General features: G+C 70.6%; 28 protein-coding genes. 4 read left to right on the top strand and 24 right to left on the bottom strand.

The annotated features are described in order from the left end of the window. The first annotated feature begins 47 nt into the window (after positions 1 to 47). Positions 48 to 1,226: a glycogen synthase gene (gene glgA, locus ABD108_RS19530; protein ID WP_343931143.1), complete on the top strand. Its 1,179-nt coding sequence runs from the start codon at positions 48 to 50 to the stop codon at positions 1,224 to 1,226. Positions 1,227 to 1,229: 3 nt separating this feature from the next. On the opposite strand, the gene ABD108_RS19525 is transcribed toward glgA, so the two are convergent. The 4 genes from ABD108_RS19525 to ABD108_RS19510 all read right to left on the bottom strand — a co-directional run bounded on the left by ABD108_RS19525 (position 1,230) and on the right by ABD108_RS19510 (position 3,970). Continuing rightward, positions 1,230 to 2,087: a putative RNA methyltransferase gene (locus ABD108_RS19525; protein ID WP_343931142.1), complete on the bottom strand. Its 858-nt coding sequence runs from the start codon at positions 2,085 to 2,087 to the stop codon at positions 1,230 to 1,232. A 96-nt stretch (positions 2,088 to 2,183) separates the two neighbouring features. Continuing rightward, positions 2,184 to 2,351: a DUF3117 domain-containing protein gene (locus tag ABD108_RS19520; RefSeq protein ID WP_220658292.1), complete on the bottom strand. Its 168-nt coding sequence runs from the start codon at positions 2,349 to 2,351 to the stop codon at positions 2,184 to 2,186. 109 nt (positions 2,352 to 2,460) lie between these two features. Next, on the bottom strand, positions 2,461 to 2,781 hold the full coding sequence (locus ABD108_RS19515; protein ID WP_343931141.1) for a DivIVA domain-containing protein: 321 nt from the start codon (positions 2,779 to 2,781) through the stop codon (positions 2,461 to 2,463). Positions 2,782 to 2,788: 7 nt separating this feature from the next. After that, the gene (locus ABD108_RS19510) at positions 2,789 to 3,970 is read right to left on the bottom strand and encodes an erythromycin esterase family protein (RefSeq protein ID WP_343931140.1); all 1,182 of its coding nucleotides are present in this window, start codon (positions 3,968 to 3,970) and stop codon (positions 2,789 to 2,791) included. A gap of 58 nt (positions 3,971 to 4,028) precedes the next feature. On the opposite strand from ABD108_RS19510, the gene ABD108_RS19505 reads away from it, so the two are divergent. After that, the gene (locus tag ABD108_RS19505) at positions 4,029 to 4,739 is read left to right on the top strand and encodes a TioE family transcriptional regulator (protein ID WP_343931139.1); all 711 of its coding nucleotides are present in this window, start codon (positions 4,029 to 4,031) and stop codon (positions 4,737 to 4,739) included. Positions 4,740 to 4,761: 22 nt separating this feature from the next. Here ABD108_RS19505 and ABD108_RS19500 read toward each other — a convergent pair whose 3' ends face one another. From ABD108_RS19500 to mgtE, 9 genes are all read right to left on the bottom strand, one after another. Further along, entirely contained in the window at positions 4,762 to 5,067 is a 306-nt protein-coding gene (locus ABD108_RS19500; protein WP_255585694.1) for a winged helix-turn-helix domain-containing protein, read from the bottom strand. Then, complete coding sequence (locus tag ABD108_RS19495; protein ID WP_343931138.1) at positions 5,064 to 5,537, bottom strand: hypothetical protein; 474 nt, start codon at positions 5,535 to 5,537, stop codon at positions 5,064 to 5,066. Before ABD108_RS19495 ends, ABD108_RS19500 begins: the two co-directional genes overlap by 4 nt. Positions 5,538 to 5,610: 73 nt before the next feature. Then, positions 5,611 to 6,516, bottom strand: a complete 906-nt coding sequence (locus ABD108_RS19490) for a glucosyl-3-phosphoglycerate synthase (protein ID WP_220658288.1) — start codon at positions 6,514 to 6,516, stop codon at positions 5,611 to 5,613. After that, positions 6,513 to 7,325 carry a dihydropteroate synthase gene (gene folP / locus ABD108_RS19485; RefSeq protein WP_255585769.1) on the bottom strand — a complete coding sequence of 271 codons (813 nt, stop codon included), beginning with the start codon at positions 7,323 to 7,325 and terminating at the stop codon, positions 6,513 to 6,515. The genes ABD108_RS19490 and folP overlap by 4 nt, the downstream gene beginning before the upstream one ends. A 67-nt stretch (positions 7,326 to 7,392) precedes the next feature. Then, positions 7,393 to 9,204: a long-chain-acyl-CoA synthetase gene (locus ABD108_RS19480; RefSeq protein WP_220658287.1), complete on the bottom strand. Its 1,812-nt coding sequence runs from the start codon at positions 9,202 to 9,204 to the stop codon at positions 7,393 to 7,395. Positions 9,205 to 9,214: 10 nt separating this feature from the next. After that, positions 9,215 to 9,763 (bottom strand): LOG family protein, encoded by a 549-nt coding sequence (locus ABD108_RS19475; protein ID WP_343931137.1) that lies wholly within the window; start codon positions 9,761 to 9,763, stop codon positions 9,215 to 9,217. After that, positions 9,760 to 10,548 (bottom strand): LOG family protein, encoded by a 789-nt coding sequence (locus ABD108_RS19470; protein ID WP_220658285.1) that lies wholly within the window; start codon positions 10,546 to 10,548, stop codon positions 9,760 to 9,762. Before ABD108_RS19470 ends, ABD108_RS19475 begins: the two co-directional genes overlap by 4 nt. Before the next feature lie 10 nt (positions 10,549 to 10,558). Beyond that, entirely contained in the window at positions 10,559 to 11,635 is a 1,077-nt protein-coding gene (dapE, locus tag ABD108_RS19465; protein ID WP_343931136.1) for a succinyl-diaminopimelate desuccinylase, read from the bottom strand. Between the two features lie 16 nt (positions 11,636 to 11,651). Then, entirely contained in the window at positions 11,652 to 13,004 is a 1,353-nt protein-coding gene (gene mgtE, locus ABD108_RS19460; RefSeq protein ID WP_220658283.1) for a magnesium transporter, read from the bottom strand. A 119-nt stretch (positions 13,005 to 13,123) separates the two neighbouring features. Here mgtE and dapD point away from each other — a divergent pair, with 119 nt between their 5' ends. Continuing rightward, a complete protein-coding gene (gene dapD / locus ABD108_RS19455; RefSeq protein WP_343931135.1) occupies positions 13,124 to 14,074 on the top strand; it encodes a 2,3,4,5-tetrahydropyridine-2,6-dicarboxylate N-succinyltransferase in 951 nt (316 codons plus the stop codon). Between the two features lie 9 nt (positions 14,075 to 14,083). Here the strand turns inward: dapD and ABD108_RS19450 are convergent, their stop codons facing one another. The 6 genes from ABD108_RS19450 to fdxA form a co-directional block, all read right to left on the bottom strand. Continuing rightward, complete coding sequence (locus ABD108_RS19450) at positions 14,084 to 14,542, bottom strand: hypothetical protein (RefSeq protein ID WP_220658281.1); 459 nt, start codon at positions 14,540 to 14,542, stop codon at positions 14,084 to 14,086. A 105-nt stretch (positions 14,543 to 14,647) separates the two neighbouring features. Then, positions 14,648 to 15,052, bottom strand: coding sequence for an SCO6045 C-terminal-like domain-containing protein (locus ABD108_RS19445; protein ID WP_220658280.1), 405 nt, complete (start codon positions 15,050 to 15,052; stop codon positions 14,648 to 14,650). A 332-nt stretch (positions 15,053 to 15,384) separates the two neighbouring features. Further along, a complete protein-coding gene (locus ABD108_RS19440) occupies positions 15,385 to 15,648 on the bottom strand; it encodes a hypothetical protein (protein WP_220658615.1) in 264 nt (87 codons plus the stop codon). Between the two features lie 13 nt (positions 15,649 to 15,661). Beyond that, complete coding sequence (locus ABD108_RS19435) at positions 15,662 to 16,543, bottom strand: multinuclear nonheme iron-dependent oxidase (protein WP_343931134.1); 882 nt, start codon at positions 16,541 to 16,543, stop codon at positions 15,662 to 15,664. Then, on the bottom strand, positions 16,543 to 17,643 hold the full coding sequence (gene dapC, locus ABD108_RS19430) for a succinyldiaminopimelate transaminase (protein WP_305112726.1): 1,101 nt from the start codon (positions 17,641 to 17,643) through the stop codon (positions 16,543 to 16,545). The genes ABD108_RS19435 and dapC overlap by 1 nt, the downstream gene beginning before the upstream one ends. 1 nt (position 17,644) lies before the next feature. Continuing rightward, complete coding sequence (gene fdxA / locus ABD108_RS19425; RefSeq protein ID WP_220658276.1) at positions 17,645 to 17,971, bottom strand: ferredoxin; 327 nt, start codon at positions 17,969 to 17,971, stop codon at positions 17,645 to 17,647. A gap of 108 nt (positions 17,972 to 18,079) precedes the next feature. Between fdxA and ABD108_RS19420 the strand changes: the two genes are divergently transcribed. After that, complete coding sequence (locus tag ABD108_RS19420) at positions 18,080 to 19,300, top strand: NupC/NupG family nucleoside CNT transporter (protein ID WP_343931133.1); 1,221 nt, start codon at positions 18,080 to 18,082, stop codon at positions 19,298 to 19,300. Between the two features lies 1 nt (position 19,301). On the opposite strand, the gene ABD108_RS19415 is transcribed toward ABD108_RS19420, so the two are convergent. Genes ABD108_RS19415 through ABD108_RS19395 form a run of 5 tightly spaced genes read right to left on the bottom strand, consistent with a single transcriptional unit; the run spans position 19,302 to position 25,711 of the window. Next, entirely contained in the window at positions 19,302 to 20,054 is a 753-nt protein-coding gene (locus ABD108_RS19415) for a hypothetical protein (RefSeq protein ID WP_220658274.1), read from the bottom strand. Continuing rightward, a complete protein-coding gene (locus tag ABD108_RS19410) occupies positions 20,051 to 22,603 on the bottom strand; it encodes a bifunctional FO biosynthesis protein CofGH (RefSeq protein WP_343931206.1) in 2,553 nt (850 codons plus the stop codon). The genes ABD108_RS19415 and ABD108_RS19410 overlap by 4 nt, the downstream gene beginning before the upstream one ends. Positions 22,604 to 22,638: 35 nt before the next feature. Continuing rightward, positions 22,639 to 22,992, bottom strand: coding sequence for a hypothetical protein (locus tag ABD108_RS19405; RefSeq protein ID WP_305112732.1), 354 nt, complete (start codon positions 22,990 to 22,992; stop codon positions 22,639 to 22,641). Continuing rightward, positions 22,989 to 23,876 carry an N-acetyl-1-D-myo-inositol-2-amino-2-deoxy-alpha-D-glucopyranoside deacetylase gene (gene mshB, locus ABD108_RS19400; protein ID WP_343931132.1) on the bottom strand — a complete coding sequence of 296 codons (888 nt, stop codon included), beginning with the start codon at positions 23,874 to 23,876 and terminating at the stop codon, positions 22,989 to 22,991. The genes ABD108_RS19405 and mshB overlap by 4 nt, the downstream gene beginning before the upstream one ends. Then, the gene (locus tag ABD108_RS19395; RefSeq protein ID WP_220658271.1) at positions 23,873 to 25,711 is read right to left on the bottom strand and encodes an ABC transporter family substrate-binding protein; all 1,839 of its coding nucleotides are present in this window, start codon (positions 25,709 to 25,711) and stop codon (positions 23,873 to 23,875) included. The genes mshB and ABD108_RS19395 overlap by 4 nt, the downstream gene beginning before the upstream one ends. Positions 25,712 to 25,735: the final 24 nt, after the last annotated feature.

Genomic DNA, 25,735 nt, shown 5'->3' with positions numbered 1-25,735 from the left:
GCGACGAACCCGCTGCACGCGCGCACCGCACCCTCTACCGTGGGCGCATGCGCGTTGCGATGATGACCAGGGAGTATCCGCCGGAGGTGTACGGCGGAGCGGGCGTTCACGTCACGGAGCTGGTCGCCCGGTTGCGCGAACTGTGCACCGTGGACGTGCACTGCATGGGGGCGCCCCGCCCGGAGATGAACGACGTGACCGTCTCGGACCCGGACCCCGCACTCGCCGGCGCGAACACGGCGCTGCAGATGTTCTCGACCGATCTGCGCATGGTGGACCGCGCGCAGGGTGCGGACGTGGTGCACAGCCACACCTGGTACACCGGCCTCGCCGGACACCTCGCGGCGCAGCTCTACGGGGTGCCGCACGTGCTCACGGCCCATTCGCTGGAGCCGCGGCGGCCGTGGAAGGCCGAGCAGTTGGGCGGCGGCTATCGCCTGTCGAGTTGGGCCGAGCGCAATGCGATCGAATACGCCGACGCCGTGATCGCCGTGAGCCGCGGCATGGCCGACGACGTCCTCGACGCGTACCCGCGGCTCGACGCCGACCGGGTGCACGTGGTGCGCAACGGGATCGACACCGAGGTCTGGCACCCGGTGCCGGCGTTCGGCGAAGGATCACCGCTCACGGCGCGGGGCGTGGACCCGGACCGGCCGATCGTCGCCTTCGTCGGCCGGATCACCCGGCAGAAGGGCGTACGGCACCTGGTCGCCGCCGCGCACGGCTTCGCCCCGGAGGTGCAGCTGGTGCTCTGCGCCGGTGCACCGGACACCCCCGAGATCGCCGCCGAGACCGCTGCGGCGGTGGCCGAACTCGCCGACTCGCGCGATGGTGTCTTCTGGATCCAGGACATGCTGCCCACCCCTCAGGTGCGCGAGATCCTCTCCGCCGCCACGGTCTTCGTGTGCCCCTCGGTCTACGAGCCGCTCGGGATCGTGAACCTGGAGGCGATGGCCTGCGGTACCGCCGTGGTCGCCTCCGATGTGGGCGGCATCCCGGAGGTGGTGGCCGACGGCGTGACCGGCACGCTGGTGCACTACGACGAGGCGGATACCGCGGCCTTCGAGGCCGATCTCGCCGCCGCGGTCAATGCCCTCGCCGCCGCGCCGGACCGGGCCGCGGCCTTCGGCGCCGCCGGCCGGCAGCGGGCCATCGCCGAATTCAGCTGGGAATCGATCGCCGCGCAGACGCTGGACGTCTACCGGCACTGCTGCCTGACCCGCTGAGTCTCAGCGCAGCCGGTAGACGCTCACCGTCCCCGAGGCGGTGACCTCGGCCGGACCGTCGGCCGTGAGGGCCGCGAGGGCCGCGGCGCGCTCGGCCGCGGAACCGTGATGCGCACTGGGCCCCATCGCCACGAGATCCGCCGCGGCATCGGCGTCCAGTTCCATGACCCACTCGTGCTTGGCGCGGGACTCCAGATCGAACCGCTCGTGCAGCGCACCGTCGAGCCGCGCGACCTTGCCCTCCTCCACGGAGATCATGCCCAGCGGCCCCACCAGCTCGCGGAGGTGTCGCGCCGTGGGCGTGAGCACCACGAACCGGCCGCCCGGTGCGAGCACTCGCGCGAACTCGGAGACGTTGCGCGGCGCGAAGACCGAGAGGACGGCGCCCACGGCACCGTCGGCCACGGGCAGCCGGTCCCAGCCGTTCGCGACCACGGAGCCGATCGACGGTCCGCGGCGCGCCGTGCGGCGCGCTGCGGGTTTGGACAGATCGAGGCCGATTCCGGTGCCGCCGCGCGTGTCCACGGCGCGGGCGAGGTACTCACCTTCGCCGGCCCCGCAGTCGAGGATCGGACCGAGTTCGGCCGGCAGGTCGGCGGTGGCCGCGGCGACGGCGTCGTGGAAAGGCCGGTAGTGCCCCGTGGCGAAGAACCGTTCGCGGGCGGCGATCATGTCCGCATCATCGGCGATGAGATTGGCCGCACCGCCTCCCAGCAGTGCCACGTAGCCCTGCCGGGCCACGTCGAAGGTGTGCCCGCGCGGGCACACCAGCGTGCCGCCGTCGGCGTCGAGGCCGAGACCGCAATGCGGGCAGGCCAGTGCGGGCAGCACGGCCGTCAGGCCGGGCGGAAGGTCGACCACGGATCACCCCCGGTGGGAGAAACGAGAAGATCCCACGCGGTACGCCCGCGCGGGATCTTCCGGAGAGTTTTTCGGCTTCGTATGGATCGGCCGGCGTCAGGAAGTGACGCCGCGCAGCTCCTCGCCCAGAGCCGCGGCCTCCTCCGCGGTGAGCTCCACCACCAGACGTCCCCCGCCCTCCAGAGGTACGCGCATTACGATCCCGCGTCCCTCCTTGGTCGCCTCCAAGGGGCCGTCCCCCGTACGTGGCTTCATCGCCGCCATCCGTTGCTCCCTTCAGATACTTCACCCGACCGGGCTAACCCGGTGCGAGTCCGCAGTACATTCTAGCTTGTGCGCTGCGGCGATCGTCCAGGACGCAGGTATTGCACACCTAGCCGGTGCTCCCCGCGGCCTCCTCGTCGGTGACCTCCGGGGCCCGTTCGGCCGCCAGTTGTGCGCGCAGCACATCGATCTCGCGTGCCAGACGCTCCAGCGCCCAATCGACCTCCTGGGGCTTGTACCCCCGTACCACCTGCTGGAATCGCAGGGCGCGGATGTCCGCGCCCGCGACGTCCTCGGCGGGCAGCACCGTGGGCGTCGCATCGGTCTCCAGCGGCGGCGTCTCCTCGCCGCGGCCGAAGACCAGCGCGGCCACACCGAACAGCACGGCGCCCACCGCCAGCAGGCCGAGGGCGTACAGCAGGATCACCATGGGGCCATCATGCCCGAACCTCCCGCAGGAACAGCACGCCGTCGGCGTCCGCCAGGTGCGCGGCGTCCAGCGGGAAATACGCACCGCGCGCATCGCGATCGAGCCGGGTGGCGCATCCGGCGAGCCGCTCCGCCAGGTCCGCGCCGCGGTAGAGCTGGGCGTTCGGCTGCTGCGCCCGGTACAGCTCCCCCTCGACGGTGCCCGGCTCCGGCACCGCGAGACCGTGTCCGGGCGCGGTACCGACGCCCATCGCGATGAAGCGGTAGTCGTCGCCGAGCCGCACCTGCGCCTGCACTCCCCCTCCGAACCACGACAGTTCGTGCGGCCCCATCGTCATCGTGCTCGCCTCCCGCTGCAGGTGGCGGTTGTGGGCCAGGACGACGGTGCCGCCCCGGACCGCCTCGCGGTCGGCGATGGCCACCAGGTGATCGCCCATCATCGCGTCGCGCTGGGCGATCAGCCGACTGAGCCGCTCGAGTCCCTCCGTGGCCATCGCCGCGTGGTAGCGGAGCATGCCCACGGCCGTCCGCAGGTCCGCGCGCAGCCACCACCATCGGTCGGGGTCCGCGGCGAGCAGGGGCGACGCCGCGGCGACGGCGGCGCACAGGTCGTCGGCGAGCAGGCGCAGGCGCATCACCTCGGCGGACCCGCCGATCGACCGCTCCGCGTGGTACATCGCGGCCTCCTCGGTCCAGCGGGCCTCGTCGCCGATGAGCTCCTCGATCCGCCCGGCACTGCCGGGGACGCCGTGCGCGATCGCCTCGAGAGCGGCGTGGACCCGCAGGAGCGGGTACCTGGGGCTGGGCGCAGCGGCCATCTCCATCGGCCCGTCGAAGCCGTAGAAGCGCACGGGCTCCTCCAGGGTGCGATTCACCTCCCGGAGCCACCGCACGAGTTCGCCCACGGCCTCCAGCCGATGGACGTACGGATGGCTGAGCCCCTCGTCGAGGACGTGCTCGACGTCGATGTCGGCACCGTGGATGTAGTCGTTCACCAGCGGTGCACGGTGGAAGTCGGATTCCACGGCGATCGATCGATAACCGCCGCGCAGCACCAGGTCGCGGACGACGGCGTTGCGGGCGCGCAGGATCTCCTCGGACCCGTGCATGGGCTCGCCCAGAGCGAGCAGTCGGGGCCGGCGCGGACGATCGGCGATGACGGAGATGATGTCGACGTTCTGGAGAATCATTCCCTCAACGGTATCGTTGAACTCTCCATTGAAACTTTCACCGAAAAAGACCAGTAACGTGCACCCTAACCCTCAACAAGGCCAGCGCCCCGTCGACCTCGCCCGGCAGCACGGGCTCTCGACGCAGGCGGTGCGCAACTACGAGGACCAGGGCGTCCTGCCGACCGCGGCGCGGACACCCGCGGGGTACCGCGTCTACGCGGCCGCGCACGCCACCGCGCTCGCCGCCTTCCTGGCGCTCATCCCGGGGTGCGGTCACGCCCGCGCGGCTGCCATCCTCCGCGCAGCGAACCGGGCCGATCTCGAGGGCGCCTTCGCGCTGCTCGACGAGGCGCACGAGGAGCTCTCGGGTGATCGCGCCACCTTGCGGCAGGTGCGCGCCGCGCTCGCCGGGCTCGCACCGTCCGCCGGCGGCGCGTCCTCGGGCGGCGACCTCTTCGTGGGAGACGTGGCCCGCATGATCGGCGTGGTCCCCGCGACACTGCGGACCTGGGAGCGGGAGGGGATCGTGGCGCCGGACCGCGACCGCGCGACCGGCTACCGCGTGTACTCCCCTGCCGACCTGCGCGACGCCCGGATGGCGCAGCAGTTGCGGCGCGGCGGTTACCCGCTCGCGCACATCGCCACCCTCACCCGCCGGGTCCGCGAGGCCGGCGGCGTGGAGCCGCTGCGCGACACCCTGGACGGCTGGCAGGCCGCGATCACCGCCCGCGGCCGGGCGCTCGTCGCGGGCGCCTCCGCCCTCGATGCCCATCTCGCGACACTCTGAGGGCTCACCCCGCTCTGAGGGCTCACCCCGCGGCGATATCCCGGAGCGCGGCGAGGTGGTTCCGGAAGGCCGTGCGGCCCTGCGAGGTCAGCGAGAGCCAGGTACGCGGACGCTTGCCCACGTAACCCTTCCTGATCTTCACGTAGCCCGCCGCCTCCAGCTGCGCCGCCTGCTTGGAGAGCACCGAATCCGAGAGCTCGACCGCATCGCGCACGGCGGCGAATTCGGCGCTCTCCACCTTCGACAACGCCGCGACGATGGAGAACCGCACGGGCGCGTGGATCACGTCGTCGAGCCGGTGCCGGGCGTGCGCCCCCTCCGCCGTCACCGCAGCGGCAATCTCGAGATCGAGCGCGCCGCGAGCAGCGCGGGCGTCATGGTGAGAACGGCGGCCACGATCACCCACGGGAACGGAACCGCGTCCATGCCGGCCTGCACGATCACGTAGACCACGTAGAGGAACATCGTTCCGAACAGGCCCACCGAGTACCGGCTGGTGAAACCGCGCGGAGCGGCCTTGGCGCGGCGCATCGTGACCACAGCGGCGACGATCGCCAGGACGTACAGCGCCATCGCCAGCCCGAAACCGCCCTGCTGCAACCATTCCGGTGCACGGGGGTTCCCGATCGTGAGCCGCAGCGCGAGGATCAGCGCGCCCACCGCCATCGCGATCCGGATCAGGCCGCGTTCCAACCGGTCCCGGTCCGCAGTAGTGGCCACCCCCGCCTCATCGGCGACGGCCAACGTGCGGCGCGCCTCCTCGGGCGTCATGCAGGCCGGATCGGAGATCTCGTCCATCGGTCCACCTTCCGTCGAGATGACTCAACCGTAGAAACTACTTTCCACTTCGTCAAGTAGTTTCCTATCGGTCTCAGAGGGAGTCGACGGGCGGACGGTCCTCCAGATCGACGTCGGTGGTCACGGCGGTGAAGCGGTCGTCCGGACCCGCCTGCACCAGGTACTGCGTGATCCCCACCCCCGAATCGGCGACGCCGCAGCGCCGCAACGCCGTTCCCAGGATCTGCCGGCTCATCACGCCGAGATCGCGCAGATCGCGATTGCGGTGTTTGCGCACCGAGAGGTTCACCTGGGCGATCCCTGCCAGGCCGTACCGGGCGTGGGCATCGAGCAGCAGCCCGATCTCCACGCCGTACCCGGGCGCGAAGGGCACCGAGGCGAGGAACTCGCGGGTCCCCGCGTACTCGCCGCCCAGGGGCTGGATGATCTCGGTCAGCTCCGGTCGCAGGGCCGCGAGAACCGGGCGGGCCACCAACTCGGTCACCCGGCCGCCGCCCGTCGGGTCCTCGCCGGCCTTGAACACCCGCAGCGGCCGCCGGTAGTACGCCTTGACCAGGTGCACGCCGGTACCGAACAGCAGCGGCCCCAGCAGGCGCGGCACGAACTGCGGATCGGGTTCGATCAGATCGGAGTCGATGAACGCGATCACATCGCCCGACGACGCGGCCACGCCGCGCCACAGCGCCTCGCCCTTGCCCGCCACCGGCGCCAGCCCGGGTACCGCGTCCTCACGCGAGATCACCGTGGCGCCGGCCGACCGGGCGCGTTCGGCGGTCGCATCGGTGGACCCCGAGTCCAGCACGATCAGCTCGTCGACCAGGGTGCCCACGAGCGGGGCGATCGTCGCCACCACATCCCCGACGGTGCCCTCCTCGTTGAGCGCGGGCAGCACCACGGAGACCGTGCGCCCGGCCTTCGCCGCGACCAGCTGCTCGATCGTCCAGGTGGGCTGTTCGACGATCCGCTCGGAGGCGCTCACGCCAGACCCCGCACCACGCGCGCAGGCGGACGGGAGCCGTCGATCGCGGCCACCATCTCGACCACGCGGCGGGTGTCCGCCACCTGATGCACCCGGAACATCCGGGCACCGTCGCGCGCCGCGAGCGCGGTGGCGGCCAGCGTGCCCGCCACTCGCTCCTCCAGTCCGGCGTCCAGGGTCTCGCCGATGAAGTCCTTGTTGGACAAGGCCATCAGCACCGGCCAGCCGGTGTCCACGAGGCCGTCCAGGTGTCGCAGCAGCGCGAGCCCGTGGTGCGTGTTCTTCCCGAAATCGTGCGTCGGATCGATCACGATGCCGTCCTCGCGCACGCCGGCGGCGAAGGCCGCGTCCGCCGCCGCGACGAGATGCTCGCGCACCTCGGTCACCACATCGGGGTAGCCGACCCGATAGGGCCGCGACCGCGGGACGGCACCGCCCGTGTGCGAACACACCAGGCCCGCTCCCGTCGCGGCGGCCACTCGGGGCAGGTCGCGATCGGCGCCCGCCCAGGTGTCGTTGATGAGGTCGGCACCGGCGTCCACCGCCGCCTCGGCCACCGCGGATCGCCAAGTGTCCACGCTGATCAGCAGGTCCGGATGCCGCTCGCGGACCTGGGCGATGAAGGGGACGGTGCGCGCGATCTCCTCCGCCGCATCCACCGTCTGTCCCGGGCCGGCCTTGACCCCGCCCACGTCCACCACATCCGCGCCCTCGGCGACGGCGGCGTCCACCCGCTCCAGCGCGGCGTCCACGGCGAAGTAGCTGCCGCGGTCGTAGAAGGAATCCGGGGTGCGATTGATGATCGCCATCACCAGGGCCCGGTCCGTGGGCACGGGGCGACCGCAGAGCGTGGGCCGCACCGACGGGGCGGCCACGTCAGTTCCGCAGATCCGGAACCTTGGCCGCCGCGACGTCGTCCGCGTACCCGTCGTAGGCGGGCACGTAACCGTCCGCACCGCCGACGAAGACGTACAGCGGATCGTCGCCGGTGTCGGCGAAGCCCTCCTTGCGCAGATCACCCTTGAGGCTCTTGAACGTCGAGGTGACCTCCAGGCTGGGCACCAGCCGCACGTAGAGCGGAATCGCGTAGCCGGGCAGCCGGTCCCGCAGTTCGGTGGCGAGCACACCGCCGTCGAAGTCCCAGCCCTGCGCCAGCTTCACCGCGGCCATGCCGGCCTTGCCGTCGGCGCCGGGGATCGCGATGCCGTAGACGATGGCGCCCTCCACCTGATCGGCCTCGTCGAGCGCGCCCTCCACCTCGGTGGTGGCCACGTTCTCGCCCTTCCAGCGGAAGGTGTCGCCGAGCCGATCGACGAAGGCGATGTGATCGAAGCCCTGGTTGGTGACCACGTCGCCCGTGTTGAACCAGACGTCGCCGTCCTTGAAGCCGTCGCGGATCAGCTTGGCGTCGTTGGCCTTACCGTCGGTGTAGCCGTCGAAGGGCGCCGATTTGGTGATCTTGGTGAGCAGCAGGCCGTTCTGGCCCTTCTTCACCCGAGTGAGCCGGCCCTTGGCGTCGCGCAGCGGGCCGGCGGTATCGATGTCGTACTCGACCACGGCGTGCGGCAGTGGGCACAGGCCCACGGTGCCCTCGATGTTGAAGACGTTGACGAAGGCGATGTTGGTCTCGCTGGCCGCGTAGAACTCCATGATCCGCTCGATGCCGAAGCGCTCCTGGAACTCGCTCCAGATCTCGGGCCGCATGCCGTTGCCGGCCGCGACGCGGATGGTGTTCGACCGGTCGCTGGGCTTGGCCGGCTGGTTGAGCAGGTACCGGCAGATCTCGCCGATGTAGATGAACATCGTGGCCGAGTTCTCGTTGGCCTCGTCCCAGAACTTCGACGCCGAGAACTTGCGGCCCACCGCCAGCGTGGCACCCGAGACCAGCACCGAGCCGAGGGCGACGAGCGCAGCGTTGTTGTGGTACAGCGGAAGTGGGCAGTACATGACGTCGTCGCCGCGCATCCGGACGGCGGTCGCACCGAAGCCCGACATGCCCTTGAGCCAGCGGTAGTGGGTCATGATCGACGCCTTGGGCATCCCGGTGGTGCCCGAGGTGAAGACGTAGAAGGCGCGGGTGCTCGCCGGCAGCGTCGCGGTGACGGCGGGGTTCTCGATGGCCGACGGATCCTGCGTGCGCACCTCGCGGGCCTGCTTGGCGAGATCCTCGACGGTGAGCAGCACCCCGTCGGCCGGCTTATCCGCCGCGTCCAGCGAGTCGAAGGCCTCGAGGTCCTCCTCGTCGGTGACGATCGTGCCGGTGTCCAGGATGTTCAGGCTGTGCGCCAGCACGGAGCCGCGCTGGTTGTAGTTCACCAGGCCGGCGGTGGCGCCCACCTTCACGATGGCCAGCATCACCAGCACCATCTGCGGGTGGTTGTGCATGACCACGCCCACCACATCGCCCACCTTGACGCCGCGCTGCTGCAGCACCCGTGCGTAGGTGTTCACGGTGGCGTTGGCCTCGCCGTAGCTGATGCCCTCGCCGTGGAACCGCAGGAAGTCGCGCGAAGGGTTCTTCGCGGCGCGCTTCTGGAACACCGTGCCGATGGTCTCCTTGCTGTTCTGCGACCGCAGCAGGATGGACGGCCCCTCCTTGACCAGGAGCGGCAGATCCGGCACCAGCAGCCGGATGCCCTTGGCCAGATCGGTCAGTCCGACGGTGGTGTTCTTGTGCGCGGAATTCACGGCCGCGATCTTACCCGGGGGTTGTCCGGCCCCGGCAGGCGTCGAGCGCGTCGGTGACGCCGGTCGCACGGTGCAATCGGGCCAGGGCCGCGTCACCGACGAATCCGCGCGCCGCGAGCTGGTCGATCCAGTCCAGCAGCGGGGCGTAGAAACCGTCGTGATCGAGCACCACCACGGGCTTGTCGTGCATCGCCAAATAGCCCGCGGTCCACGCCTCGAAGAACTCCTCCAGCGTGCCCACGCCGCCGGGGAGCACCAGGAAGGCCTCGGCGTTGTCGTCCATGAGCTGCTTGCGCTCGCGCATCGTGTCCACCACCAGCAGCTCGTCGGCGCCGTGGTCGGCCACCTCCCGGTCGACCAGCGCCGTCGGGATCACGCCGAGGGTGTGTGCGCCGCCGTCGCGGGCGGAGTGCGCGACGGCGCCCATCATCGAGACGTGGCCGCCGCCCCACACCAGGGTGTCGCCGCCGGCGGCGATGCCGGCTCCCACCTCGTGGGCCAGCCGGATGTACTCGTCGGGGACGGCGCGTGAGGCGCAGAACACGGCGATGGCCGTCACAGGCGGTTCTCCTCGTGGGTTTCGGCGTCGAGCGCCTTGTGGGCCGCCACGATGATGTCGATCGCCTCGTCGACCGAATCGGTGACGGTGATCAGCTCGCCGTCTCCCGGCGAGATCATGCCCTCGTCGGTGAGCGTGCCACGGATCCAGTCGACGAGGCCGCCCCAGTACGCCGACCCCAGCAGCACGATCGGGAAGCGCGTCACCTTCCGGGTCTGCACCAGGGTGAGCGCCTCGAACAGCTCGTCCAGCGTGCCGAAGCCGCCGGGCAGGCACACGAAGGCCTGCGAGTACTTCACGAACATCGTCTTGCGCACGAAGAAGTAGCGGAAGTTGATGCCGAGGTCGACCCAGTCGTTGAGGCCCTGTTCGAAGGGCAGCTCGATGCCGAGGCCCACGGACAGTCCGTCGGCGTCCTTGGCGCCGCGGTTCGCGGCCTCCATCGCCCCGGGGCCGCCGCCGGTGATCACGGCGAAACCGGCCCGCGCCAGACCCGCACCGAGCTCGCGGCCGAGCGCGTATTCGGCGGAGTCGCGCTTGGTGCGCGCCGACCCGAAGACCGTGACGGCGGTGGGCAGTTCGGCGAGCGCCCCGAAGCCCTCGACGAACTCGGCCTGGATGCGCATCACTCGCCAGGGGTCGCGGTGCAACCAGTCGGCGTCGTCCGCGTTCTCGAGGAGACGCTGATCGGTGGTCGATGACTCGGTGGCGGCGGCGCCCTGGACCCGGACGGGGCCGCGGTAGCGCAGGTAGTGCTCCTCGGAGGGCTTCTTATCGGCGACCATGACGCACAACCTACCCAGCGAGGAAGGCGCGCAGCACGGCGGCCACCTCGGTGATCTGCGCCGTCTCGACCTGTTCGTCGCGCTTGTGGGCGTAGTTCGGATCGCCCGGGCCGAAGTTCACCGCCGGAATCCCGAGCGCGGCGAAGCGCGAGACATCGGTCCACCCGTACTTGGCGCGGAACCGGCCGCCGGCCGCCGCGACCAGCTTCGCCGCCGCGGGGGCCGCGAGACCGGGCAGGGCGCCGGGCGCGGCGTCGGTGATCTCGACGGTGAGCCCGCCGTCGGCGATGGGAGCGGCGAGCACCTCACGGACGTGCGCCACCGCCTCGTCGACGGTGCGGTCCGGCGCGAACCGGAAGTTGACGTCGACGAAGGCCTCGTCGGGCACCACGTTGCCCGCGACACCGCCGGAGATCTTCACCGCCGAGAGCCCCTCGCGGTACTCGCAGCCGTCGATGTCGACGGTGCGCGCGGTGTACCCCTGGAGGGCGGTGAGGAGCGGGCCCAGCTTGTGGATCGCGTTGTCGCCCAGCCACGACCGGGCACTGTGCGCACGCGTCCCGGACGCGCTGATCCGCAGCCGGATGGTGCCCTGGCAGCCCGCTTCGATGAGCCCACCCGAGGGCTCGCCGAGGATCGCGACATCGGCCTGCAGCCACTGCGGCAGTTCGCGCTCGATCCGGCCCAGGCCGTTGAACTCCGAGGAGATCTCCTCGCATTCGTAGAAGATCAGCGTCAGATCGTAGGCCGGTTCGGCCATCGTGGCGGCCAGGTGCAGGAAGACGGCGTCCCCGCTCTTCATGTCCACGGTGCCGCAGCCGTGCAGCACGCCGCCCTCGAGGCGGCTGGGCACGTTATCGGCGATCGGCACGGTGTCGAGGTGCCCGGCCAACATGACCCGTTGCGGCAGTCCGCGATTGGTGCGGGCCAGCACGTTGTTGCCCACGCGGAGCACCTCGAAACCCGCCAGCGCGCGCAGCGCTGCCTCCACCTCGTTCGCGATGCGTTCCTCGTCGTGGCTGACGCTGGGGATGTCCACCAGCGCGGCGGTGAGGTCGATCGGGTCGGCGGCGAGTTCGAGAGTCACCCCCTCAGGGTAGTGCTCAGATCCCGAGGATCGCCTTGGCGATGAGGAAGTACAGGATCAGGCCCGTCGCATCGACGAAGGTGCTGATGAACGGGTTGGAGAAGACCGCGGGGTCGACGCCGATCGATTTCGCGACGATCGGCATGAGGCCGCCGACGGTGGCCGACATGGTGCACACGCCGAACAGGGTGGCGCCGATCACCAGGCCCACGTCGGTGCCGAACAGCACGCCGGCGATCACGGTGCCGAGGCCGCCGAGGATCAGGCCCAGGGTGGCGCCCACGCGGATCTCCCGGCCCAGCACGCGCATCACGTCGCGGGTGGTGATGTCGCCGAGGGCGAGCGCGCGGGTCACGGTGGTGGCGGCCTGGTTGCCGGTGTTCCCGCCGGTGCCGATGATGAGCGGCACGAACAGCGAGAGCACCACCATCTCCTGCAGGCTGTCCTCGAAGACCGACAGCACCTTCACGGTGAGCGTCGCGCCGATCGCGAGCACCAGCAGCCACACCACGCGCGAACGCACCAGCGTGCGCACCGGAGTCGAGAGGTACGGCCGGTTCAGCGGCTCCACACCGCCCTGGCGCGCTGCGTCCTCGCTCTCCGCCTCCTCGAGGATGCGCAGGGCGTCGTCGACCGTGAGGATGCCCACCAGCCGGTGCTCATCGTCGACGATGGGCATCACCAGCAGGCGCTGTTCGGCGCACCGTCGGGCGGCGTCCTCGGCCGACTCCCTGGCGTTCGCGGTGCCGGCGATGTTCATGATGTCGCGGACCGGCGTCTCGGGGGCGCTGCGCATCAGGCCGCGGAGCCCGACGATGCCCACCAGGATCCGGCCCGGTCCCACCACGGGGATGCCGTAGATGGTCTCCACCTCGTCGATGTGGGCCCGGACCTCCGCCAGCGCCTGCTCGGCGGTGTCCTCGGGGTGGACCGAGACGAACTCGGGCGTCATCTCGCGGCCGACCGAACCCTGCGGATACCCGAGCAGCGCCGCGGTGGCGGCGTGTTCGCTCTCGGGGAGGCCCTGCAGCAGCCGGGCGGCGACGGTGGCCGGGAGCTCGTCGAGCAGCGTCACCCGGTCGTCCGGGTCGAGTTCGGCGAACAGGCCGGTGACCTGCTCGTCCTGGAGGTCGTGGATCAGCTCGCCCTGCAGCGGCGCATCGAGCGATTCGAAGACGGAGAGCGCCTCGTCCTTCGCGAGCAGCCGGAAGACGACGGCGCGGTCCTTGCGGTTCAGGCGTTCCAGGACATCGGCGAGATCATGCGAGTTCAACGGTGCGATCAGCGACGAGACCTCGGTGAGGTCTCCATCGTCGACGGCGTCGTCGATGCGGTTGGCGAGCTTGGCCGGGTCGAGGGTCGTGGTCACTCAACGCACGGTATCCGAACTTCTCGATCTCGCAGCACGAGGCCGCCGTCGGCACCCGGCACGCTCGCGCGCCTCGCCTGGGGCCGCGCCCGGATGACCCCTCCCAGTACGCTGAGCGGGTGACGAATCGCGGAGCTGTTGCATACGGACTGGCCACCATCACCGACGACGGAACGGTGCTCGACACCTGGTTCCCCGCGCCGGAGCTGACCGACGGTGCGGGCACGACCGGGACCGAACAGGATCCCGCCGGCGCCCCCGCGGAGCTCACCGCGCTCGCGGGAACCGATGCCGATCGCAAGGTACGCCTGGTCGTCGTGAAGACCACGATCGCCGACCTCTCCGCCGCGCCGGTCGACGCCCACGACGTGTACCTGCGCCTGCACCTGCTGAGCCACCGGCTCGTGCAGCCGCACGGGCTGAGCCTGGACGGCCAGTTCGGGCTGCTGGCGAACGTGGTGTGGACGAACTTCGGCCCGTGCTCCCCCGCCGGGTTCGAGCTGGTGCGCGCGGCGCTGCGCAAGCGCGGCCAGGTGACCGTGTACTCGCTGGACAAGTTCCCGCGCATGGTGGACTACGTGTTGCCCACCGGCGTGCGCATCGGCGACGCCGACCGCGTGCGGCTCGGCGCCCACCTCGCCGAGGGCACCACCGTGATGCACGAGGGCTTCGTGAACTTCAACGCCGGCACGCTCGGTACCGCGATGGTCGAGGGCCGCATCTCCGCGGGCGTGGTGATCGGCGATCACTCCGACGTGGGCGGCGGCGCCTCCACCATGGGCACCCTGTCCGGTGGCGGCAAGGAGATCATCAAGCTCGGTGAGCGCTGCCTGCTGGGCGCGAACTCCGGCCTGGGCATCCCGCTCGGCGACGACTGCGTGCTGGAGGCGGGGCTCTACCTCACCGCCGGCACCAAGGTCACCGGCCCCGACGGCACCCAGATCAAGGCCCGCGAGCTGGCCGGACGATCGAACCTGCTGTTCCGGCGGAACTCGGTGACCGGCGCCGTCGAGGTGGTGCCGTGGAAGAGCGAGGGCGTCGAGCTCAACGCCGCCCTGCACAAGAACTGAGGCTGCGCGTCACGCGCTGATCGGGACCAGGCCCACCGGCGATGTGACGGTGCAGCGGGTCACCTTCCGGAGTCGGTCGACCCGGTACGGGGCGTCACCCCGCTTGGCGCTGCGCCAGTCGTCGGAGGACAACTGATCGCGGTTGGCGACCTCGATCGACAGTTGCCGGGTCTGCGGCGTGAAACACGCCGCGGAGATGTGCGCCGTCGCAACCCGGGTCCGGGCGTTCAACGGGACGATCCGTGGCTCCGCGGCGATGTGCTCACTCGGGGCGCCGATCACATCCATGGCCTCCGAGACGGTGAGGCCGACCAGGCTGCCCAGCGGCAGGTCGTGTGCCGCGACGGCGCGCCCGCCGATGTCCGGTCGGCTCTGCAGCAGCTTCGCCTCCGCGAACCACAGCCCGGCTCCGGCCAGCAGCACCGCCAGCACCATGACCACCATCGGGCGAACTCCCCGGTCCCACACGCTCAACACCTCGACCAACCGTAATGACACTCTTTTTGCAATAGCGTACTGGATCGGTCGGTGCTCACGACGTCACACATCGCGGGCGCGCTCGGTGCGCCGGCGTCACCGCGCGCCGAAGACGCGGCCACCGACGCGGACCACCGGCCGGCCCCGGGAGATCGCCCATCGCCGCGCGCCGCTGCGGACGGTCTCGACGGCCACCCACGCCCGCTCATCCGCGCTGCCCTCGGCGCGCAGCCAGGCGATGTAGGCCCGCGCATCGTGGGCGGAGCAGTCGGCCTTCGGGTGGCCCGCCGCGTAGTCGAGGAAGCCGTGCGGCCAGGTGGGGAGCGACCGCAACTGCGGGCACGCCCGGCCGGCCGAACCCGCGCGCTTGACGGCGAGCACTCTGGACGTCAGAGCCGCTCCGCGGGAATCGAATCCGCGCGGCACGCGACCCGACAACAGGTCGTCGAGCACATCGGCCTGACGCCGGCGCAGGCGCTCGCGCGCCTCAGGAGGAACCACAGCTGCTCGAACTGCTGGAGCTGCAGCCGCTGGACCCGCCGCAGCTGCTCGAACTGCAGCTGCTCGCACTGCAGTTGCTCGCGCTGCAGTTCGTTCCCGTGTCGTGCCCGTGATGGGCGGAGTCCGCGGCACCGGCACTGCCGCCGGCGAAGAACCACGACGAGGAGGAATCACTGCTCGACGAGCCTCCGCCGGAGCGACGACGCTTGCCGCCCTTGCCTTTGTTACCGCCCGAGGTCGCGGATACGAGCCCGACCACGAGCAGTACCACCACGATGATTGCGAAGATCTCCATTTAGGTACCTCCTGGTTCACAGTATCGACCTATCGGGTCAGCACCCGCCGCCGCCACCACCGCAACCTCCGCCACCACCGCAGGAGCTTCCACCGCCGCAGGAGTGGCCGCCACCGGAGTGCCCGCCGGAGTCGCCGCCACCGAACATCCAGGCCACGCCGTCGCCGCCGGCTCCGAGCTTCGCGGCGCGCCGAGCCTTCTTGACGCTCTTGGGTGTTCGGGTCACTGCCAGTGCCACCACAGCGGTCACCGCGAACGCGGTGACGAGGAGAACCGGCACAACAACGAAGAGAGCGCTCATGTCAGCACCTCCGTCAGTCGATAGCGAGAACCTCTCGCAGCGTTAGCATCTCGTGCCGGACGGCGGATTCGATCACGGATTCATCTCGTTCCAGCAACACTCCGGGAACGTAGCCCTGACCTGCGGAAACACACCCAAGAGCAGGCTGTGAATCTCGCCAGGCGGCCAGCAGTTCCAGAACTTCCGGACGAATCGGGTCGGCGTGGGTGTCGAGGTACAGCTCACCGTCGAACCGGCCACCCGCGATATGCACGTAGGCCACCGCTTCGAGCGGGTATCGGCGCAGCTCAGCGAGCGGATCGAGCCCCCGCGCCAGGCACGAGGCGTACAGGTTCGCCAGGTCGAGCACCAGGCCCACCCCCGTGCGGTCGACCAGTTCCCGCAGGTAGGTGGGCTCGTCGTAATCGTCCTCGGGCCAGGCGAACAGGGCCGCGATGTTCTCCAGTGCCAGGGGCACCGGCAGCGCCGCCTGCGCCGCGCGCACGTTCTCCACCAGCACGGCGAGGGATTCGGCCGTGCGCGGCGCCGGCATCAGATGTCCGGCCTCCAGCACCGCGGCGTGCGGCGCCTCCTCGTCGTCGGTGCCCACCTCGCCCGCCCGGACGAAGGCCACGTGCTCGCTCACCAGCGGTGCGTCGAACGCGACCGCGAGATCGGCGAGGCGCCGCAACCGCTCCGGATCGGGCAGATCGGCGCCCGCGAGCCCCAGTGTCACACCGTGCGGGATCACCGTGACCCCCAGGCCTGCCAGCGTGAGCAGATCCGCGGGCAGGGCCGAGGGATCGAGGTTCTCGGCGACCACCTCGGTGAAGGAGATCTCCCCCGCTCGTGCCGCCTGCTCCAGCATGCGGGCGATCTCCGGCCGCCAGGCGGCGGAGACCCCCGAGATGGTCATCAGGACAGGCGCTGCGCCGCGGCGGCGATGCGCTCGTCGGTGGCCGTGAGCGCGATCCGCACGTGCCGTGCGCCCCGCGGGCCGTAGAACTCGCCGGGCGCCACCAGGATTCCCCGCTCGGCGAACCAGTCCACGGTGTCCCGGCAGGCCTCGTCGCGGGTGGACCAGAGGTACAGCCCGGCCTCCGAATCGTCCACCGTGAAGCCCGCGCCGCGCACCGCGTCCAGCAGCACCGAGCGGCGGGCGGCGTAACGGGCCCGCTGCTCCGCCTCGTGCTCGTCCACCGACAGGGCGTAGGTCATCGCGGCCTGCACCGGGAACGGGACGATCGCGCCGGCGTGCTTGCGCACCGCGGCCAGATCGGCGATCAGCTGCGGATCGCCCGCGAAGAAGCCCGCCCGGTACGAGGCCAGGTTCGAGGTTTTCGACAGCGAGTGGATCGCGATGAGCCCGGTGAGATCGCCGTCGGACACCCGCGGATCGAGGATCGAGACGGGCTCGGCGTCCCAGGCCAATCCGAGATAGCACTCGTCGGAGGCCACGATCACATCGCGCTCACGGGCCCACTGCACCACCTTGCGCAGGTGATCGACGCCCAGCACCTTGCCGGTGGGATTCGACGGCGAGTTCACGAAGACCAGGGCCGGGTTCTCGGGGCCGAGCTGGGCGGTCCCGTCGGCCCGTACCGGCGTCGCTCCGGCCAGCAGCGCACCCACCTCGTAGGTGGGGTACGCGACCTCGGGGATCACCACCGTGTCGCCGGCGCCGAGGCCGAGACCCGAGGGCAGCTGCGCGATGGCCTCCTTCGTGCCGATCACCGGCAGGATGGCCGACTCGGGCAGCGCCACGGAACGGTACCGCCGTTCCAGAGCGCCAGCGGCCGCCTGGCGGAGTTCCGGGGTGCCGATGGTGGCCGGGTACCCCGGGAAGGCCGAACCCTCGTACAGGGCCCGTCGGATCGGCTCGGCGACCGGATCGACGGGGGTGCCGACACTCAGGTCGACGATCCCGTCCGGATGCGCCGCCGCCCGCGCCTTCGCGGCGGCCAGAGTGTCCCAGGGGAAGTCGGGCAGCCGGGAGGCGAGCGGAATGCGCGGCACGCTAGTGCTCGGTGTTCATCGGCGGCAGGGCCTTGATGAACGGGTGATCGTAATCGATCTTGCCGGTCTTGGCGGCGCCGCCGGGCGAGCCGACCTCGTTGAAGAAATCGATGTTGGCGGTCACGTACTCGGACCACTCGTCGGGGACGTCGTCCTCGTAGAAGATCGCCTCGACGGGGCACACCGGCTCGCACGCACCGCAGTCGACGCACTCGTCCGGCTGGATGTACAGCATCCGGTTGCCCTCATAGATACAGTCGACCGGGCACTCCTCGATGCACGCCTTGTCGAGCACATCCACACAGGGCTCTGCGATGGTGTACGTCACCTGATCACTCCTTCGGACACGTCGAGACCTACCGACAGTATTCCTGGCCGCTGGAACAAGTCACAAAGAAGTGTCGCCTAACCTGCCGACGTGTGATTTCATTCACCGGTGCACGTAATCGTCGGTGTGTTCGGTCTCATCGTGTTCCTCCTGCTCGCGTACCTGCCTACGCGAAACGTCGCCATGCTCAAGAAGAAGGCGCCGTACATCCTCGGGATGATCGCGATCCAATTCGTCCTGGGCCTGGTCATGCTCAAGACTCCGGTCGGTCAGACCGTGATCGACTGGCTCGCACGCGGCTTCAAGAATCTGCTCGCGTTCGCCCACGAGGGCACCACGTTCGTCTTCGGCGGCCTCGTCGACTACAAGACGGACGAGTTCGGCGTGCCGTTCTTCATGAACGTGCTGCTGCCGATCATCGTGGTCTCCTCACTCATCGGCATCCTGCAGTTCACCAAGCTGCTGCCGCTGATCATCAAGTACCTCGGCCTCGGGCTGTCGAAGATCACGGGCATGCCGAAGTTGGAGTCCTTCAACTCGGTGAGCTCGGCCATCATCGGCCAGTCGGAGAACTTCATCGCGATCAAGAAGATCCTGCCGACTCTCCCGCCGAACCGCCTGTACACGCTGTCCGCGTCGGCGATGTCGACGGTGTCGATGTCGATCGTCGGTGCCTACATGACGATGATCGAACCGCGGTACGTGGTGGCCGCCATCGTGCTCAACCTGTTCGGCGCCTTCATCGTGGTCTCGCTGCTCAACCCCTACGAGGTGGCGCCCGAGGACGACGTCTTCGCCGCACCGGAGCAGAAGAAGCAGTCCTTCTTCGAGATGCTCGGCGAGTACATCATGGACGGCGCCAAGGTCGCGCTCACGGTGGCGGCCATGCTGATCGGCTTCGTCGCGCTGCTCGCCCTCGTCAACGGCCTGTTCGCCTGGGTCTTCGGCGGCACCACCTTCCAGGAGGTGCTGGGACACGTCTTCGCGCCCCTGGCGTGGCTCACCGGCGTCCCGTGGGGCGAGTGCGTACAGGCGGGCCAGATCATGGCGACCAAGCTGGTGAGCAACGAGTTCGTGGCGATGATGTCGTTCACACCGCAGAACCCGTCCGGCGAGGGCGCGGTGGTGCTGAGCGAACGCGCGACCGCGATCGTGCAGACCTTCCTGGTCTCCTTCGCCAACTTCAGCTCGATCGGCATCATCGCCGGCGCCGCCAAGTCGCTGGCACCCGATCAGGGCGACCAGATCGCCAAGTTCGGCCTCAAGCTGCTCTACGGTGCCACGCTGGTCTCGTTCCTCAGCGCCACCGTCGTCGGCCTGATCTCCTGAGTCAGTCCTTCTCCGGCTCCACCGCAGTGGAGGAGCCGGAGAGCACGGCCTCCAGGCCGAGGATCTTCGCACCGTCCGAGGCGCGGGATTCGACGGTGCGCAGCGTCGCGAACTCGCCCACGTAGCCGGCGAACGCGCCGACCACGGGCAGCTTGCTGAGTTTGTCGAAGGTGGAGGCGGGACGCGGCCGCGCGTCGAGCGCCGAGCGCGCCGACTTCACGGTGTGCACCACCTCGCGCACGGCACCGATCGCGGAGCCGATGCCGCCGCGGAGCCGATCTGTGGTCTCGCGGACGGGCACCAGCTCGTTCCACCCGGGATTCTCGCCGAGCAGCGAGCGGGCGTCGATCTGCCGTCGGGCGAGCACGCGGGCCACCAGGTCGATCTGCTCCGACATCTCGGTGATGCCGTGCTCGCCCGCCACGCCGACCACCACGATGGTCTGGTTGGCGAACCCCAGGTAGGGCTGCAGCGGCAGCACGCGGGCCACGAATCCCAGCGCGTTCGGCCATGCCACGGCGACCGTGGTCACGGCGCCGACCGGGATCACCCACCAGCGCGAACGCCCGTCGGAGTCGCGGCGCAGGTAGCCGTTGACGACCGGGATCGGGGTGAGCCCCGCCAGCGTGGAGACGAAACGCGCGCTCACCACCGCGGGACGGGTCACGGTGACGAAGACGCCGACCGTGCGCGCCAACTCCAGATCGGTGACATCACCGGTCACCGCGCCGCCCTGCGGCTCCAGCGCGTTCACGCGGCACCCCGCTGGGCGTGCGTCGTGGTGCGCTCGCGCGCCGGGCGCCCGATGCCGTTGGCGATCGCGTGCAATTCAGCCACCGTCTTCTCCGATCCGTGCGACGAACCCGCCATCCGGGAGATCGTCTCCTCCATGAGCGTGCCGCCCAGGTCGTTCGCGCCGCCCTGCAGCATGGCCTGGGTGCCCGCGGTACCCAGTTTCACCCATGACGTCTGGATGTGCTCGATACGGCCGTGCAACATCACCCGCGCCAGGGCGTGCACCGCGCGGTTGTCGCGCTTGGTGGGCCCGGGACGGGCGGCGCCCGCGAGGTACAGCGGGGCGCTCTGGTGCACGAAGGGCAGCGGCACGAACTCGGTGAAGCCGCCGGTGCGGTCCTGGATGCCCTTGAGCACGTTCAGGTGCGTCACCCAGTGCGCGGGGTTGTCGACGTGGCCGTACATCATCGTCGAGCTGGAGCGGATCCCCACCTCGTGGGCGGTGGTCACCACGTCGATCCACGCCGACGTGGGCAGCTTGCCCTTGGTGAGCACCCACCGCACCTCGTCGTCGAGGATCTCGGCCGCGGTGCCGGGGATGGTGTCCAGACCCGCCTCCCGCAGGCCGATCAGCCAGTCCCGCACCGACTCGCCGGAGCGCGCCGCACCGTTGACGATCTCCATCGGGCTGAAGGCGTGCACGTGCATCCCCGGCACCCGCTGCTTCACCGCGCGCACCAGATCGGCGTAGCCGGTGGCCGGCAGATCGGGGTCGATACCGCCCTGCATGCAGACCTCGGTGGCGCCCACCTGCCACGCCTCCTCGGCGCGGTCGGCCACCTCCTTCATCGACAGGGTGAAGGCATCGGCGTCGCCCTTGCGCTGCGCGAAGGCGCAGAACCGGCAGCCGGTGTAGCAGATGTTGGTGAAGTTGATGTTCCGGTTGACCACGTAGGTCACGGTCTCGCCGACGGTGTCCTTGCGCAGCTGATCGGCAAGGGCCACCAGGGCTTCCAGGCCGTCGCCCTCGGCGTAGGCCAGCGCCCGGTACTGATCGTCGGACAGCCCGCCCGGGTTCTTCTCCGCCGCCCGCAACGCGGACAGCACATCGGACTCCACCTTCTCCGGCGCCGACAGCGAGAGCACCTGTTCGCGCACGGATTCCCAGTCACCGAAGGCGGATCCCAGATCGGAGCGGGTCTCGGTGTTCCGGCCGTCGGTGTCGATGGCGGTGTTGAGGTCCACGCGGCCCGACGACGCCCACTCCTCGTCCGGCTCCTGCCACGGGATGCCGACCGGGAAGGCCTCGGGGTTCGCGAGGCCGGTGGCCGGATCGGACAGGGCCGTGACGTGCGGCGAGACGCGGGGATCGATCCACGGGCTGCCCGCGCGCACGTACTCGGGGTGCACCGCGAGGCGCTGCTGCAATCCGAAACCCGCTTCGGCGGTGAGGTTCCGGAGCGCATCGAGGTCCGGCCAGGGCCGTTCGGGGTTCACGTGATCCGGGGTGACGGGCGAAACGCCGCCCCAGTCGTCGATACCCGCCTCCAGCAGCAGGCGGCACTCCTCGCCGGAGACGAGGTTCGGCGGCGCCTGCACGCGCATCTTCGGTCCGAGCACGAGGCGGGTGACGGCGATGGTCGCGCGGTACTCGTCGAGCCCGAGATCGGCCACGTTCCGCATCGCCGTGTCCGGCTTCGCGCGGAAGTTCTGGATGATCACCTCTTGGATGTGTCCGAAGGCCTTGTGCACCTTGCGGATGGCGAGGATCGACTCGGCGCGTTCACGCTCGTTCTCGCCGATCCCCACCAGCAGTCCGGTGGTGTACGGCACGGAGAGGCGGCCGGCGTCCTGCAGCACCCGCAGCCGCACGGCCGGGTCCTTGTCGGGCGATCCGTAGTGCGCCTGCCCCTTCTCGGTGAACAGCCGCTCCGAGGTGGTCTCGAGCATCATGCCCATCGACGCCGAGACCGGCTTGAGGCGCGTGAGCTCCTCCCAGCTGGTGACGCCGGGGTTCAGGTGCGGCAGCAGGCCGGTCTCCTCCAGCACGCGGATCGACATGGCGCGCACGTAGTCCAGCGTGGAGTCGTAGCCGCGCTCGTCGAGCCAGACCCGCGCCGCCTCCCAGCGGTCCTCCGGACGGTCGCCGAGCGTGAAGAGCGCCTCCTGGCAGCCCAACTCCGCGCCGCGCCGGGCGATGTCGAGCACCTCGTCGGGTTCGAGGAAGGCGCCGTGGCCCTCGGCGGCCAGTTTGCCCGGGACCGTGACGAAGGTGCAGTAGTGGCACCGGTCGCGGCACAGGCGGGTGAGCGGGATGAAGACGCTCTTGGAGTAGGTCACCTGGCCCACGCCGGCGTCGTCGACGAGACCGGCTTCGCGCAGCCCGGCGTCGCGGACCCGGGCCGCCGAGAGGCACAGGTCGGTCAGATCGTCGCCGCGGGCGGCGAGCAGGACCTGCGCCTCGTCCACGTTGAGGGTGGCTCCGTCGCGCGCGCGGCGCAGGGCACGGCGCATCGCGGAGGGGGTCGGTTGGTACGGCTCCGCCGTTCGCTTCGGGACCGAGGGCATCGGCAGAAGCGCGGGAGTCGGCGTGTCAGCGTCCGTCACTCATCCGATGATGCCAGGTATCCGGCTGCAACCGGCATTCCGATTCCGCAAACGAGCAGAAGCGGCAGTCGCCAGTCGGTGTACATGATGCTGTTCCCGGGTCCTCCGAGCAGGAAGACGACCACCACGACGAGGAATGCGATCACCGGGATCGCAGCGAAACGCGCCTCTCCCCCGAGCCGCCGGCAGGCGACGGAGATCCCGGCCAGCAGCGCCCCGAAGCCGATCGCCGAGATCGGCAGGGGCACGGCGCCCACGTAGAGGTACAGGTACATCGTGGCGCCCACCGCGCACACCGCGCCGCCGATGGCGGCGGCGATGTACGCGAGCACATCGAGGGCGTCGTTCACGGCAGCCCCGCGAACAGGTCCCGCTCGACTCCGTCGGCGCCGGGTGCGGCCGTTCCGTGCACCAGGATGAAGGCCTCTTCGGTGAGGATCGGCTGCGCGATGAGGTTGGTGAGCGCGAGGGCGGTCCCGTCGTCCGAGACGGTGAGCTGGGTGGCGTGCGCGCGCAGCGCGGCGATCTTGCGCTCGGCCACGGCCGAGACGTCGATGCGGGTGGTGACGGCGGCGTCGTCGTGGGCGGGCAGGGACGCGCTGTCCGGGATCCGCCAGTCCTGCGGGAGGTCGGCGCCCGCGAGCGCGGCGACACCGTCGTCGATCTGCCGACGGGCGGCCACCGTCCAGTACAGCTTCGCGACTTCCCAGGGCTCGCCGGAGCCGCCGGGCTCCGCAGCCGCGGCGACGGCCGCGGTGGTCACGGTGTGCGCGGCGATGTGGTCGGGATGGCCGTAGCCGCCCACCTCGTCGTAGGTCACCACCACCTGCGGGCGCACCGCCCGGATGATCTCGGCGAGCGCCGCCACGGGCGCACTTCCGGCGGCGGCCGTCGCGAAGGCGCGGGGATGCTCGGCCGCGGGTGTCCCGGCCATCCCGGAGTCGCGCCAGCGCCCCGCGCCGCCCAGGAACCGTGGCCGCAGCACGGGCCCGCCGGGGGCACTGAGGGCGGCGAGGGCGGCGGTGATCTCACTAATCCGGTAGCCGCCCAACTGATCCGCCTGATCGGCGACCAGCTGCGCGTAGGGCGGGTCCATCACCTCGCCCTCCTCACCGAGCGTGCAGGTCACCACGGTGACCTCGGCGCCCTCGGCCAGATAGCGGGCGATGGTGCCGCCGGTGGTGATCGTCTCGTCGTCGGGATGCGCGTGCACCAGGAGCAGGCGCCTGGTCACTTGGTGCGCTCCCAGCGCTCGACCCCGGTGAAGACGCCGTCCACGGGCGGACCGTCGAGCGTGACGCCCTGCACGGTGGGACTGACCGCCGACAGGGTCATGTCCTGCAGGATCGGCAGCACGGTGGCCTTGGACCACAGCGCGGCGTCGATCGCGCCGAGATCGATGGGACCGCCCCGCAGCCCGTCGAGCGCGAGGCCCTGAAGCTCGGGATCGCACAGGCCGGCGAGGTTTCCGCCGACGGTGGTGGCCTGCGGGTCGGTGCTGATCGAGGGCCGCGCGCTCGGGGTCGCGGTCACCGTCACGCCGCTCGACGCCGACGGTGTCGGGCACTCCACCCGGCTCGCCAACCGCTCCACCGGGGTGGGGGCCAGTCCGGACCATCCGACCACCGCGTCGACCGACCCGTCGAGCAGCGCGGTCCCGGCGAGCACCTGCGGTTCGCGGATCACGACCGAGGCGAAGACGCCCATGGCGCGCAGCTGATCGGTCAGGTTGCTGGCCACGGCGAAGGCCTCCTGGCTGCCCTGCGGGACGCCGATCCGCAGGAACATGGGCACCCCGTCGCGCACGTACTGCTGCACGTTCTGGCCCGGCGACGGTGACGGCGGGACCGGCAGCGCCGACGGATCGGAGCTGGTGGGCGGGACCGGCGAGGCGGGTGTCACGGGCGCCGGCGCGGGGGTCGGCGGCACGCTCTGGCTGGGCGGGATGGCGGCGTTCTGCAGCGTGTACCCGGCACCGGCGAGCACCTGCTCCAGCCGCCGCTTGGCGTCGGCGGGCGCGGGCGGAACCGGCATCGTGGGCGCGTAACCGGGGTCCGACGGAGCCAGCACCTGGGCCCGCGCCGGGCGCACGGTGTCGCCGCTGGACCCCACCGTGGTGAGCAGATCCACGTTCACCGCGTCGAGCAGGGCGCGCCGCACCGCACCGTCGGTGAGGAAGGGCGACCGGGTGTTCAACGTGAGCGACAGGGTGCGCGGCGCGGGCTGTTCCGCGGCCCGGACCTGGTAGATCGAGGTCAGTTGCGCGAGCAAGGACGGTCCGCCGTGCACGGCCACCACCTGGACGTCGCCGGTGCGCACGGAGTTCGCGAGCTGGGCGTCGCTGCCGCCCTTGCGGAGCACCACGCGCTCCACCCGGGACGGGTTCATCCAGTAGCGGTCGTTGCGTTCGAGGGTGACCTCATCGCGCGCCACGTCGACCTTCTTGACCAGGTAGCCGGCGCCCGAAGCGGGGATCCGGTCGCGCATGGCGCCGTTGAAACCGCCCGGCGAGCCCTTCACGAGGTGACTGGGAAGCAGGTTCTGGAACAGGGTGCGCCAGCCCGGCAGTTCGTCCTTGAGGGTGACGATCACCCGCTTGCCGCCCGCGCCCGACTGCACCGACTCGATCTGCCGGTACGGCGCCGACCCGACCGTGTCGGGGGCGGTGATCATCGACTCCCACAGGTAGACGAAGTCCTCCGCGGCGATCGGCGCACCGTCGGACCACTGGGCGTCCTGCCGGATGGTGTACACGATCTGCTTGGGCGTGGGCTGCTCGATCGTGGGCACCAGATCGGTGTTCTGCTCCAGCTCGACGCGGCCGTCGGGCCGCTTGGCCTCGCGGAAGACGCTGGGCAGCGTCATCGCGGCTAGGGCCCGTGCGGCGGGCGAGCTGTTGGAGGCGAGGTGCGGATTGAAGCCCGCCCCGAGGCCGTCGATCGCGACGAGCACGGTGGCTCCGCTGACCACGGGCGCCTGCGGCGGGGCCGAGGTCTCCGAGCCGGGGACCGCGGGTGGCGGATCCGCCACGCACCCGGTGAGCGTCGCCGCGAGGAGGGCGGACGTCACCGTCACCCTCAAGGACCGTCGCCG

It is taken from the genome of Tsukamurella strandjordii (assembly GCF_039525985.1).
GTDB classification, from domain to species: Bacteria; Actinomycetota; Actinomycetes; order Mycobacteriales; family Mycobacteriaceae; genus Tsukamurella; species Tsukamurella strandjordii.
Note: the sequence above shows the minus strand (reverse complement) of the source record. Positions and strands in the feature narration are given on the sequence as shown.